Origin of the sequence: Agarilytica rhodophyticola (assembly GCF_002157225.2) — a bacterium.
GTDB lineage: Bacteria > Pseudomonadota > Gammaproteobacteria > Pseudomonadales > Cellvibrionaceae > Agarilytica > Agarilytica rhodophyticola.
Map to the genome: position 1 here is coordinate 1994900 of NZ_CP020038.1, position 13353 is coordinate 2008252.

Consider the following 13353-nt stretch of genomic DNA (forward strand, 5'->3'; position numbering starts at 1 on the left):
GATAGGGTTGCTGAATGATGGCCACATAGTTGTCCACTGAGCAATTGCTATGGTTAATATTTAGTCTTTTCTCTCGAGCTGGAGTGCACTTAATATAAGTTTGTTGCCACTTCCATGCCTAGCAATGACTTAATCACAAACCTATGTGTGATATTGCTTTTATAATGCGAAATAAGGCTGATAAATACTTCTAGTGTATTGATTTTATTATATATATTTTTAAGTTATATGTGCTTTTAGGTAGTGTGATTAGTATTCTATTTGTATTTTAATTAATCCCCAAAAAACCTAATTTTCTCCATTCTGAGTAAGGTTTGCGTATTTCTTTTTGGGCAGCCATTGTCCTCAAAAAACCATTATAAAAGTCCGTCGCTAAGTTATTGATTTATAAGGAAATATTTTTTCGTCATCGACGGACTTCGAAAGTGGTGCGTGGCATAGTGAGAGAGAATATAGGGGAGAAGAGAGAATTTGATGCTTTGAAGTCCGGGATCAAAAAATAGCCGAAGTCCGCTAGGCCACGCCAGACCTGGGCTGTAGCGGCGGGGTCAGGCATAAAAAAAGCCAACCTGATAGGGGTTGGCTTTTATCTATTGGTGGAGGCGGGGGGAGTTGAACCCCCGTCCGTCAGCGCTCCGCTCGCGGCTCTACATGTTTAGTTTCCGTCTATTGATTTAACGTTTATCAGCCCGGCGGGCAGGACGAAAAACGCGAGTTCGTTAATGTTTAACAATGACACCACGATCTAAATGCCACAGCGATTCAGTTCTGTATGACAGTTTAAACCGCGGTACTGACACCTTGGCTTAAACCGCTAGCGGACGAACCACTAGAGTGAAGGCTTACGCTTGTAGGCGGTAACCTTCATAGTCTGCATCGTTTGCAACTATTAGTTTACAGCTTTGGATTTACGTGATTGGCTGTCATCACGACATGCACCTTGAGTTTTGTCACCGGCGTCGAATCCAAAAACGCCCCCGTAACCCTTGGGTTGTGGTTTTAGTGATAACCCATCAAAAGGGTGATCGCTTAGTATATCGTGTTGTGGCTTATGTTACATCTGTTAAATGATTTTTTATCTGACTTTTTTAACGATATTGGCACCTTTTATAGGTTAAATGTTTTATATAGGCCGTCGACGGATGTTATTTAACATTCCTTGCAAGTGGGCTGCTAGAATAAGGGAATGTTGGGGAATAATAATAATTGTGGCTGTTTATGATGAAGTCGAGTTGGCGTTTATTAATTGGGCCTTGCATGGCTGTTGTAGCTTTTTTGCTCGCTTTTTATCATCCTGATTTAAATACACAAGCTGCGACGGTTGCTGCTATTACGGCGCTTTGTGCTTGCTGGTGGACGTTGGAGCCCATTCCTATCCCTGCTACTTCAATTATCCCTCTCGCTTTACTTCCCTTACTTGGCATTTTAACCGCAAAAGAGGTGGCAGAGGCTTATGGTAACCCTTTGATCCTTTTGTTAATGGGGGGCTGTATTTTATCTACGGCGATGGAAAAGAGCGGTGCCCATCGTCATATCGCGTTAAAGATGTTGCATCTCTTTGGTGGTCGTTCTCTAAAACGTGTTGTCTTTGGTTTTATGGCGTCATCGGCTTTGCTGAGTATGTGGATTTCAAATACAGCTACCACACTTATGCTATTGCCTGTGGCTTTAGCGATTCTTTCTTCTACAAATAATAAAGCTTTGGCAGCACCTCTATTATTGGGTATTTGTTATTCCGCTAGTATCGGTGGTATGGGAACGCCTATCGGTACGCCACCTAATTTAATTTTAATGCGTGTATATGAAGATCAAGTGGGTGAGTCTGTTAGTTTTCTTACCTGGATGTTTTGGTGTGTCCCTGTTGTATTTTTGTTTGTACCTTTGGCGGGGTTGTGGCTAACACGCAATCTTTCGGGTGCCTCGGATTTTTCTTTGCCGGAGAAAGAATCGTGGACAATACAACAAAAGCGTGTAATGACTGTTTTTTGCCTTACTGGTTTAGCGTGGATCACACGGCAGGAGCCCTTTGGCGGTTGGAGTACTCTGTTAGGGGTGCCCAACGCGAATGATGCTAGTATTGTTTTGATCGCTGTGGTCGCGATGTTTATTGTGCCTGATGGTAAACAACAAGGAGAAAAACTTTTAGATTGGGAAACGGCAGTAAAAATACCCTGGGGTATGCTATTGCTTTTTAGTGGTGGTATTGCCCTTGCTAAAGGTTTTGTTGCTAGCGGTTTGGCCGAATTTCTTGCCCAGGGTATTGCACAGTTAGCGGCTTTGCCATTATTTTTTATGCTGCTACTTATTTGTTTGGGGGTCACTTTTTTAACGGAAGTAACTAGCAATACTGCCAGCACCAGTTTGCTCATGCCGGTTTTGGCCGTTGCTGCCATAAGTGCTGACACAGATCCTATGTTGATGATGTTGCCTGCAGCATTGAGCGCTAGTTGTGCCTTTATGTTGCCTGTAGCTACAGCTCCTAATGCGATTATATATGGTAGTGGACAAGTTGATATTAAAGTGATGGTTCGCACGGGCATTGTGCTTAATATCATCGGCGCATTAATTATTTCCTTTTTATTATTACTTTTACTTTAGAGTCCGCTTGATGAGGTAGATGTATTCTTTAGGTCTGCAATTTGCGCTATCTCTTTTCTTCCTCGTTATGTGAACTGTCCCTAAAAAGCAAGCTATCAAAAACTAATTTGCGTGTATGTGAACACGCAATGTTAACGTTGAAAAGCCCGTGCTTATTGACCCTGGCGCTAAATAAACTAGCCTCTATGGGGTTTGGTCTGGCCGCCAGCAGTTGCGGCTATTTGAACGACGTTGAGCTTTTCTGGAGGCTATGATCAATCAAGCTTTTGGGTGCTTCAACCAGCTATATGGATATAGATGCCCCGCAGTTAACCCCAATATGGAGTGCTCAAAAGCTACACTACTACGAGAATAAAAAACCATGTTTTGTGGCAATGAGATAGGTTCTAAATTAGTTTGTGAGCAGTTTGCCGCAGTCACTTTTAATCGTATTTACCATCTCTATTTTTATTCTAAACTTTAACCGTAAGCTGAACATACCCTTGTTCAAGAGGTGGTTTACATGCGATATAAATCTTTTCTTCGTTTATATTTATTTATTCTTACTTCCTTTTTATCGATTGCTAGCCAAGCAGCTTCTGTTGATATTTCTATAGCTAATGATTGGGGAAGTGGGTTTCAAGGCAATGTAACAATTGCAAATGACAGTCAAGCTGTGAATGGTTGGGTACTTACCTTCGATGCCGAATTTGATATCACTCAGATATGGAATGCTGAAATTCTTGGCAAGATAGGAAATAGTTATCGTATTGGGCCTGTCAGTTGGAATGCCAATATCGCGACGGGAGGACAAATTAGTTTTGGTTTTATTGGTTCCGGCAGTGTGCAGCAGCCGACGAATATTGCCTTAAATGGTCAAGCTGATAGTACTCCGACGCCAACACCGACGCCGACCCCAACTGCTACCCCAACACCAACTCTTGTCCCTACACCTACGGCGACGCCAAATCCCACGTCTACACCAACGCCGATAACGCGTATTGATATTCCAGGAATTTTACAGGCTGAAGATTACCACCGCTTTGCCGATACAACGGTGGGTAACGAAGGCGGTGAACATCGTTCCGACGATGTCGATATCGAAGCCACTAGCGATGTTAATGGCGGCTACAATGTGGGCTGGACAGCTGCAGGTGAGTGGCTTGAATTCGATGTTAGGGTGGTAAGCTCTGCCGACTACGAGGCTGATATCCGTGTTGCTTCTGTACCTGGCGGTGGCATGTTAACTATAGAATTAGATGGCCAATCCATTGGCAGTGACCTATCTATTGTTGCGACAGGGGGCTGGCAATCTTGGAGCACACAAAAGCTAAACTTGGGTAATATGGCTGCAGGAAATCACCGTCTGCGTGTACAAATTCAAAATGGTGGTTTTAATTTAAATTGGATAGATATCAAAGAAGCGAGCACAGGGGGTAGCCCGACGCCAACCCCAACTGTAACACCCACGCCGACACCTGCGCCTGGCGGTGATTTCGTGGCACAGCACGGCCAACTAAGTATTAGTGGTGGCCAGTTAGTGGATAAAAACAATCAGCCAATTCAACTGCGTGGTATGAGTTCCCATGGTCTTCAGTGGTTTGGTCAATATATGAATCGGGATAGTATTCGTTGGTTACGAGATGATTGGGGCATTACTGTTATTCGTGCCGCAATGTATACTGATCCTGATGCCGATGGCTATATCGCCGATAATTCCCTTAAAAATAAAGTATTTGAAATGGTCGATGCCGCGATTGATTTGGGTATTTATGTGATCGTAGATTGGCATATCCTGCATGATAATGACCCTAACATTTATAAAACAGAAGCGAAGGCATTCTTTGACGAAGTTTCTCGTATGTACGCTAATGTGCCCAATATTATCTATGAAATTGCTAATGAACCTAATCCCAATGGGCCTGCAGGTAATGTGCAGTGGGGCAGCCATATTAAGCCTTATGCCAACGAAGTGGTTCCTGTGATTCGTAACAATGATCCGGACGGTATTGTTATTGTCGGAACTGCGAACTGGAGTCAGTTGGTAGATGATGCAGCAAGAGACCCGTTGAGCTTTTCAAATATTATGTACACCGCGCACTTTTATGCTTGTACACATGGACAATGGCTGCGTGATCGTATTTCCAATGCCTTGGCTCAGGGAGCTGCGGTATTCGTTACCGAGTGGGGAACATCAGAAGCTAGCGGCGGTGGACGTGTCTGTACAGGTGAATCTGATGTTTGGTTGGATTTCTTAAATAGGAACAATATTAGTTGGGCAAATTGGTCGATAACGGATAAAGAAGAAACTTCTGCTGCACTTGCTCCTGGAGCTTCTACCTTCGGTGGTTGGAGTGAGAGCAACCTATCGACTTCTGGACGCTACGTCCGTAGAAAAATTAAGGAATAAATAAACTTTGATCAGTTATTTTTGAATTGATTTTTTAAAAAAATATGGCCTCAGCATAAACGTTTATGCTGGGGCTTTTTTCTGATTAGGGAATATTAAAGTCTATAAATTTTCGATCAAATATTTAACAGCACATCGATGAAGGCCTTTTGCATTTTCTTATCAAATCTGTTTTTGGTCGGTGTGTTTGGTCTTTGCAGTACTTGGTGGTACATAACCTAAATGTGAACCAAAAGGTCATATCTGTACACATAGTGTAAAACTAATACTGAGATGATGACTAAGAAAATAAGTGCTGTTAGTCCACACATGCTCATAAACACACATGCTCATAAATAAGGTGCAAAAAATAGCTGGAAAGATATTTAAACGCGCGCGTCCGGAGAAACCTATTGTTACTAGCACGCAAAATCAACAAACTATTGGGACGGGAGCTGCGCAGGCTAACTACCAGCAAATTACATGTATAACCATGTGCATCAGAGCGAAAAGCCACACCATAAAAGCTGGTTATCCAAAATAGCAGTAGCTATACCTGAACTCTTATTAGGTTTGTTAAGTCTCGGAGGCTAGACGGTTTTTGTTGGGCATCTTAGGGTATTGTAAGCTACGGTAAGATTTACCATTAACTAGTGAGATCAGACATAACATGAATCCACATCTCTTTAATCCTCAGAAGAGAGTGGTCATTATTTTATGGCATACACTAATATCAACTCAGTTGACCTAAAAGATAACCTTATTTTTCTTTTAATGCCGATAGCCCACTAAAAAGTGAAACGCAATAGGGAACAGCGTAGGTAATAGCAAACTTTGTCCAGTCGATGACTGACATGTTAGATAAATATATTTTATCTGCGTAGTTAACCGTACCTAATATTGTGCCGACAACAAGTGCTACCTTGAGTGAGCGCATTTGAATAGCCCGTTTTTTCTGATCGAGTTGATCCTGTTCACTCATCTATTGTGCTCACGCATAACTCGCTGCTTTTGTAAGCCCCAATCTCTTTCTTTGTTACTCTGGCGTTTGTCGTGTTGCTGCTTACCTTTGCCTAAAGCAATTTCGCATTTGACGAGATGGTTTTTCCAATATAGAGCCGTGGCCACAATGGTGTAGCCTTTCTGTTCGTTCGAGGCGATTAGCTTGTCAATTTGTTTACGGCTAAGTAAGAGTTTTCGCGCCCTGGTTGGGTCTGTTACGAAATGTGTGGATGCCTCTGGCAAAGGCTGTATCTGTGTACCAAGCAGCCATGCTTCACCCTTGGTGAAGGTAACATAGCTGTCGGTAAGCTGTCCGCGACTGGCGCGAAGGGCTTTCACTTCCCAACCAGCTAGCGCTAGCCCGGCTTCCATTTTTTCTTCTAAAAAATAGTCGTGGCGCGCTCGGCGGTTTTGGGCAATGGTATTGCCACCAGGTTTTTTCTTTTTAGATGATTTACTCATAGCCGGGCATTATATCGAGCCTTTGCCCGGCTGTCTTTATTAACTTCGTAGCCTCTTTGCTACTCTGTCGCTGTCTGTATTTAAGGCAGTGCTTATGCAACCACACTATGATAGAAGGTTAACAAAATTAGGGCTGGGCAAAATATACGCACATAGGCCGGCCAAATTTTCCAAAACAATGTGTTTTCAATATTGGGATGGCCATTTTTGAGTTCTGCCAATAGATAGTCTCGTCTTAATACCCAACCAGCAAACAAGCACAAAGCAATGCCCAACAAAGGTTGGCTAAATTCCGTTGTTACTTTAATCACTAGGCCAAAAAGGGCCTCAAAATTGAAAATAATAATCGTCGATATTGCAAGAATAATTGTGCCGATAATTGCGGTAGCTTTAGTTCTGGAGGCTTGTGTTTTTTCTACTGCTAAGGAAACTGGCACTTCAAGCATGGAAATAGAAGAGGTAACAGCGGCAATACTCATGAGGGCAAAAAAGGCTAAACTCACAGCCGGACCAATTGCACCCATAGAGCTAAACAAAGAAGGTAATACCTGGAATATTAGATCTGGCCCTGCGATTAAATTACCTTGTTCTGAATAAATTTGCACACCGTTATGTTGCGCTACATAGATCGCAGGGATGATGAGTAAGCCCGCTGTAAAAGCGATACCAATGTCCACTACGGTAACAATAGCCCCTAATCTGGGTAAGCTCTCGTCTTTACTTAAGTAAGAACCATAGACCAACATGGTACCAACCCCCAGAGACAGTGAGAAAAAGGCTTGTCCAAGCGCGCTAATAATGAGTTTGGGGTCGCTGATTTGTCCCAAGTCAGGCAGTAGATATTGTTTTAGTCCCTCTGTAGCGCCTTTTTGTGTCATGACATAGACGATCAGTGCGAGCAACAAAGCGATAAGTATTGGCATCAGTCGACTAGACCATTTTTCAATCCCTCCCTCGACGCCGCCGCCAATAATCGACATTGTCAATACAGCAAAAATACCACCGAAAATAAGATTGCGTGTTTCGCCTTGCGTGGTTAGCCATTCACTGGCACTGCTAAAACCTACTATGGTGGTGGCCGACTCTGTCAAATAAGCAAGCATCCACCCAGCTACGATGGTATAAAAGCTCAGAATAAGACTGGCGACAATCACACCGCAAAAGCCGACACCAACGCCTATTTTTCTTACGCCGTTGTTTTTACTAATATCGCCAAGGGCACTCACTACATTACTACGCGAATGACGACCTATGACTAATTCTGCCATAAGGGCAGGGTAGGCGAGTAAGAAAGCGAGAACAAGATAGACCAGTACGAATGCAGCGCCACCATTACTTGCGGTTTGGGTAGGGAAGCCCCAAATATTACCTAAGCCAACAGCAGACCCTGTAGCTGCCATAACGAATCCGATTCTGGAGGAAAATTGACCTCGGGGTGTACTCATGACGTTGTCCTACTCTCGACAGTTCTCACATTGGAAGCAGGAGAACTGTCGTTAATTATGCGTTATTAAAATAGAAGGTTAGTGCCAAAAAACTTAATACCTACGGTATTGATAAAGATGACAGCGAGAATAAATGGAATAATTGTGCCCAGTGAAAAGTCTACATAACGTTCAAGTAATGTACCGTGATAAGGGGCATCGGCGTGTTCCATTTCGACATTAAAATTATGTTTTTTCCAACGATAAATCACCAAAATAGAAACCATGAAACCATTTAGCGGCAGGATTGTGTCGTAGAAAATATCGACAACTAAGTCAAAAAATGATTTGTCAGCACCTGCGTAATGAAGGAATTTAGTGAAGAAATCTAACATTCCGAAAGATGTGGCACAGATGAATGAAAGCGATATGATGATGGTAATTAAAATGGTCAGTGATTTACGTCTTGAGTAAGATTTTTTGCCCATCAACCCTGAAACAGGAACTTCCACGAGGGAAACGAGAGAAGTAATAGCCGCGAAAAATACCAATAAGAAGAAAACTGTTGCAACGATCGATGCACCTATATAGCCAACAGTGGTTTCTAGTGCTAGGAAGATTTTAGGGAGGAAATTGAAGATAAGAGATACGCTTGAGTCGCTGAGTTGTTCTGTGTCGGTATTGGGGTTAAACGAGAAAATTGCGGGAATAATGAGTAGGCCTGCAATAAATGCCACTGCTGTGTCTGCCAAAGCTACTAGTTTCGCGGAATCGGGTAGGTTGGTTTTTCGACTCATATAGGAGCCATAGGTAATCAGAGTTCCCATTCCCAATGATAAAGAGAAAAACGCCTGGGAAAGAGCGGCACTAATAACGCTAGCGTCTATTTTGTCGATGTCGGGAATAAGGAAGTATTTAACACCTTCGAAAGCGCCGTCTAAGGTTAAAACGAAAATCATTAACCCCACTAACATGAATAACAGGGCAGGCATTAGGATTTTTGCTGCTCGTTCAATACCTTTTTGCACACCGCTAATTAAAATCGCCACGACAATGCAAGCGACGATAATCATGTGTATGAAAATGGTGCCGTTGTTGATGAATTCGCCAAAATACTCGGGTTGCGCAAGCTTATCGAGGTTGCCTATAAACGCGTTATAGAGATAGCCGAAAATCCAAACAGTAATAACGGTATAGAATACCGCAATCATAAAGGGGGTTAGCAAGCATAAAAAACCAGCAATACTCCAGCCCCTTGAGTTATCTGACAGTTGTTCAAATGCGCCTAGCGGATCTTTTTTCGTCGTGCGGCCAACAGCGAACTCGGCCATCATTATAGGTAAACATAGCAGGGCGACCATCAATGCATAGATTAGTAAAAATGCACCGCCACCGTTTTTGGTCGCTGCCACGGGAAAGCCCACAATATTACCGATGCCAACAGCTGAGCCTGCAGCTGCAAGAATAAAACCTAAACGTGAGCCAAATTGTTCTCGATTGGCAGCCATATTACTCCTCGCTTAATTGTTATGTTTTTTGTTTCGACCCTAAGCGTGGGTCTAGCAGCTTATTGAGCCGCTGGGAACTTTTCAATAAGTTGTTAGAACTAAAACTGTTTCGGGGCAAATCCTTAAATAAACGGATTGAAAGTTAAATTCCTTAAGAAATCCTCACAAAATCATTGTGTTGCCCGTTTTTTGGGGCGCTATGGTAACAAGATTAAGACTTCCTGTCTCAGCGTAGGGTTTATCTATTATGTTCGTGAGTCTCGATATTGGTTTAAATATGGGATATCGCTGCTCATTGGTATTACGACTGTTGTAGACCTTCTTCTGCTCAAGGTGGCGAGCAATCCCTAATAGTGTTGGCTTCTAGAGTCTCAGACCCTACAATAGCGCGTTTATCTATAAAGCTTTTGGAGTGATTAACAGCAGTGAAACGCATCCAGCGATCAGCCTTGGTGCCTTATTCGGCAGAGCAAATGTTTGCTCTTATTAACGATATTCCTTCATACCCTGAGTTTATGCCCGGCTGCGTAGGATCTGAAGTTTTACAAGAAAGTGCTGATACGGTTGTGGCACGTTTGGATATTTCACGTGCTGGTATTAAACAATCCTTTGTTACTCGTAATACCTTGAAGCCTCCGACAAATATGTCGTTGAACCTAGAGGAGGGCCCATTCTCTTCATTGAAAGGTGAATGGGAGTTTTCTTCTCTTAGCGAGAAGGCATGCAAAATTAGCTTCTGGTTGGAGTTTGAGTTCACCAGTAAGCTCATTGCTTTGGCTGCTGGTAAAGTTTTTGAAATGATTGCTTCGGAGCAAGTGGATGCTATTTGCCAGCGCGCTGTCAGAGTCTACGGGAAGAGTGAGTAGTTGCTAACTTTGTCGCGGCAATAGCTAGAAGATAGTTTAAAAGTATAGGAAGTTTATATGTCTGATACTGAACCCATGTGTGTCGAGGTTGCCTATGCGCTGCCCAAGCGCCAAAAAATTGTGGAGTTATTGGTCGAACCTGGAACAACAGCCTATGTTGCGGTGTGCAAATCGAAGATTACCGACTATTTTCCCAATCTCGATATCGATAAGGCAAAAATGGGAGTTTTTGGCCAGACTCTTGGAACAAAGGGTTTGGAGTCACCGAAAGAATACGTGATGAAGCCGGGTGATAGAGTAGAAATATATCGCCCTCTAATTTCAGACCCCAAGGAAGTAAGAAGAAGGCGTGCTGCTAAAGCTGAAAACGCCAAGGCCGAAGGTGCGAAGGCATAGGCTGTAAAAGATAGAGCGTAAAAGTTTAAAGCGCTAAAACTTCGCCTTCTCTTTTCTTTCTGTATCTTTAAGTGCTTTATCCTGCTCTTTCTCTACTTGTTTGTTTATGGGGGTGTAGTCACCTTCCCAATGAGTTAAGCGATCATCTTTAAAATAGACTATAAAATGATTAGCGCTGATTTCTGTATCGCCTCGCTTGACGTTATAAAAATAGTCCCAGCGATCAGCGTTGAAGGTATCCTCAATCATAGGAGTCCCCATAATAAAACGCACTTGACGTTTGGTGAGTCCTTCTTTGAGCTGAGTAATCATATCCTCTTCGAGGTAGTTTCCTTGCTGGATAGGTATTCGATAAACACCGGGAAATTTTAACGATGAACATGCACCTAGTAGAGATAAACAAATAGTTAAAATAAATAGGTACAGAGTTTTTGACAGTTTTTGCATGGTTAGGGGTTTCCGAATACTTCAATGGCAGGGATAATACCGATCTTATTGCAACCTGAGAAGCCCCTGGAGAACTAACTAATGGCTGTAGAAAATCAAGAGCTAAGAAAAGCTGGACTCAAAGTTACTTTACCTAGGGTTAAGATCCTTCAAATTCTAGAAAATTCCCAACAGAGGCATTTGAGTGCAGAAGATGTATATAAAGCCTTACTTGATGCGGGTGAAGATGTTGGATTAGCTACTGTTTATCGCGTATTGACGCAATTTGAGAGCGCTGGCTTGGTTGTGAGGCACAATTTTGATGGTGGCCACTCTGTATTTGAGCTTGAGCGCGGTGAGCATCATGACCATATGGTATGTGTGGAAACAGGTAAAGTCATAGAGTTTCACGACGAGCAAATTGAAGCCTTGCAAGAAAAAATTGCTGACGAACATGGCTACGAAATTACAGGCCATGATTTAGTGCTTTATGTGAAGCCCAAGGTGTAAATTGAGTTTTTAGTATTATTTTTAGGGCTGAAAAGCCCTAATTTTTGTAGTGAAAATATCTGTTATTATTATAGTCTTTAGTAATTGGCCTTTCTTACTAAAGATATATGCTTTAAGTATCTGAAGTAGCTGCCTTTAACATCTGTTTTGCGTGTGCCAATGATTGTTTGGATTCCACACTGCCCCCCATCATTCTGGCAATTTCAATAATCTTCTCGTCGCCTTGCAATACTTCCAATGAGGATGAGGCCTGTTTTTTAGTTACATGTTTTTCCACGCGATAATGATGGTGCGCCTTACTGGCGACCTGAGCCAGATGAGTTACACAAAAAATTTGCCCCTTACTTCCAAGCTCTCTCAACATATTGCCAATCACATCTCCTGTAGTTCCACCAATACCTACATCGATCTCGTCGAATACTAGTGTGGGGGTGGTGGAGGTCTGTGCGGTTACCACTTGAATTGCCAGGCTCACTCTGGATAGTTCGCCACCAGAAGCTACCTTTTGCAGGGGTTGAGGTGCTTGGCCAGGGTTAGTACTAATAAGAAACTCAATCTTTTCATTTCCATGTTTTGAGGGTTCTTCAGCCTTTTCAAGGGCGACCTTGAGCTTTGCGCTTGCCATAGCAAGGGAAGCAAATTTCTTGTTCACGGCAGATGCGAGTTTTGTTGAGGCTCTTTGGCGTTTTTGGGAAAGTTTGCCAGCTAAGGCATCATAGTGTTCACGCTGTTCTGAGACTTCTTGCTCAAGTGTTGCCAGTAATTCGTCACCACTCTGTAATTTACTGAGTTCTTCCGCCAAACTGTGGTGTAGGTGGCTAAGTTGATCGGGTGCTACGCGGTGTTTGCGGGCGATTTCATAAATACTATTTAAGCGCTGATCCACATGATGCAGGCGGGCAGGATCTTGGTTGTTATCATCGAGGTAACGGGAAATATCAGATTGAGCTTCTTCGATACTGATGAGGGCAGTTTGTAGTAAATTATCTACCTCCGCTAAAGTCTCTGGCTTTTCGGTTAGTTCATTGAATAAGCGAATGGCTTGTGCCATACGATCTTTTAGCCCAACACCATCGCTATCACAGATATCGATAATACTTTGGCAGTGTTGTTGTGTGCTTTCAGCGCTGCTTAAAATGCGTTGTTCTCGTTCCAGTTCTTCCAGCTCATTTTCCTGCAGGTCTAATTGGTTCAGCTCGTCCACTTGGTAACTCAGCAGTTGAAAACGCGCATCAATTTCTTCACCCTGATGCTGCGCTTGTTGCAAACGCTCATAGGCATTTTGCCAGAGGTAATAAGCGTGTTTAACATCCTGAGAGAGTTGAGAAGCATTGGCAAAGTCGTCCACAAGCCGCCTGTGAGTTTGCGGCATCAATAGGGACTGGTGTTCATGTTGACTGTGAATATCGATTAAGCGTTCTCCGAACGAGCGCAGCTGCTGGAGGGTGACTGTTTGCCCATTAATGTAAGCCCTTGAGCGTCCTTCTTTAGTGATGACACGCCTTAGAATACATTCGTCACCCTGTTCTAGGTCATTTTCTCGCAGCCATTTTTGGGCAAAGCGCAGGGTGGAGATATCAAAACTGGCATGAATATCGGCGCGTTCGCATCCGGCCCTAACCTTACTGCCATCACTGCGGTCGCCCAATGTGAGGCCAAGAGCACCCAGCATAATAGACTTACCTGCGCCGGTTTCTCCGGTAATCGCTGTGAGCCCTTCGTGTAACTCTATGTCGAGTTGATCCACCAAAGTAAAGTCTTTTACGTGCATGTGTGTCAGCATTCTAGAGGCC

The 13353-nt window shown here is 43.2% G+C and carries 11 protein-coding genes and 1 other RNA gene; 5 read left to right on the plus strand and 7 right to left on the minus strand.

Annotation, left to right across the window (positions count from 1 at the left end; genetic code table 11):
• Positions 1–594: 594 nt before the first annotated feature.
• Positions 595–979: a transfer-messenger RNA gene (gene ssrA, locus BVC89_RS08455) on the minus strand.
• Between the two features lie 239 nt (positions 980–1218).
• Here ssrA and BVC89_RS08460 point away from each other — a divergent pair.
• Together BVC89_RS08460 and BVC89_RS30550 are read left to right on the plus strand one after the other, a co-directional pair.
• Positions 1219–2598, plus strand: coding sequence for an SLC13 family permease (locus tag BVC89_RS08460; protein WP_216825115.1), 1380 nt, complete (start codon positions 1219–1221; stop codon positions 2596–2598).
• Positions 2599–3100: 502 nt separating this feature from the next.
• Positions 3101–4987, plus strand: coding sequence for a cellulase family glycosylhydrolase (locus tag BVC89_RS30550; protein ID WP_086930774.1), 1887 nt, complete (start codon positions 3101–3103; stop codon positions 4985–4987).
• Positions 4988–5726: 739 nt separating this feature from the next.
• Here BVC89_RS30550 and nrtS read toward each other — a convergent pair.
• From nrtS to BVC89_RS08490, 4 genes are all read right to left on the minus strand, one after another.
• Positions 5727–5948 carry a nitrate/nitrite transporter NrtS gene (nrtS, locus tag BVC89_RS08475; protein WP_086930776.1) on the minus strand — a complete coding sequence of 74 codons (222 nt, stop codon included), beginning with the start codon at positions 5946–5948 and terminating at the stop codon, positions 5727–5729.
• Complete coding sequence (smpB, locus tag BVC89_RS08480; RefSeq protein ID WP_086930777.1) at positions 5945–6430, minus strand: SsrA-binding protein SmpB; 486 nt, start codon at positions 6428–6430, stop codon at positions 5945–5947. The genes nrtS and smpB overlap by 4 nt, the downstream gene beginning before the upstream one ends.
• A 92-nt stretch (positions 6431–6522) precedes the next feature.
• Entirely contained in the window at positions 6523–7875 is a 1353-nt protein-coding gene (locus BVC89_RS08485) for a sodium-dependent transporter (RefSeq protein ID WP_086930778.1), read from the minus strand.
• A gap of 65 nt (positions 7876–7940) precedes the next feature.
• Positions 7941–9362, minus strand: coding sequence for a sodium-dependent transporter (locus tag BVC89_RS08490; RefSeq protein WP_086930779.1), 1422 nt, complete (start codon positions 9360–9362; stop codon positions 7941–7943).
• Between the two features lie 425 nt (positions 9363–9787).
• Between BVC89_RS08490 and BVC89_RS08495 the strand changes: the two genes are divergently transcribed.
• On the plus strand, positions 9788–10228 hold the full coding sequence (locus tag BVC89_RS08495) for a type II toxin-antitoxin system RatA family toxin (protein WP_086930780.1): 441 nt from the start codon (positions 9788–9790) through the stop codon (positions 10226–10228).
• 57 nt (positions 10229–10285) lie between these two features.
• Positions 10286–10624: an RnfH family protein gene (locus BVC89_RS08500; protein WP_086930781.1), complete on the plus strand. Its 339-nt coding sequence runs from the start codon at positions 10286–10288 to the stop codon at positions 10622–10624.
• 33 nt (positions 10625–10657) lie between these two features.
• Here the strand turns inward: BVC89_RS08500 and BVC89_RS08505 are convergent, their stop codons facing one another.
• Entirely contained in the window at positions 10658–11071 is a 414-nt protein-coding gene (locus tag BVC89_RS08505) for an outer membrane protein assembly factor BamE (protein WP_086930782.1), read from the minus strand.
• An 81-nt stretch (positions 11072–11152) separates the two neighbouring features.
• Between BVC89_RS08505 and fur the strand changes: the two genes are divergently transcribed.
• Positions 11153–11560, plus strand: coding sequence for a ferric iron uptake transcriptional regulator (fur, locus tag BVC89_RS08510; RefSeq protein WP_086930783.1), 408 nt, complete (start codon positions 11153–11155; stop codon positions 11558–11560).
• A 112-nt stretch (positions 11561–11672) separates the two neighbouring features.
• On the opposite strand, the gene recN is transcribed toward fur, so the two are convergent.
• Positions 11673–13343, minus strand: a complete 1671-nt coding sequence (gene recN, locus BVC89_RS08515; protein WP_086930784.1) for a DNA repair protein RecN — start codon at positions 13341–13343, stop codon at positions 11673–11675.
• Positions 13344–13353 lie beyond the last annotated feature (10 nt).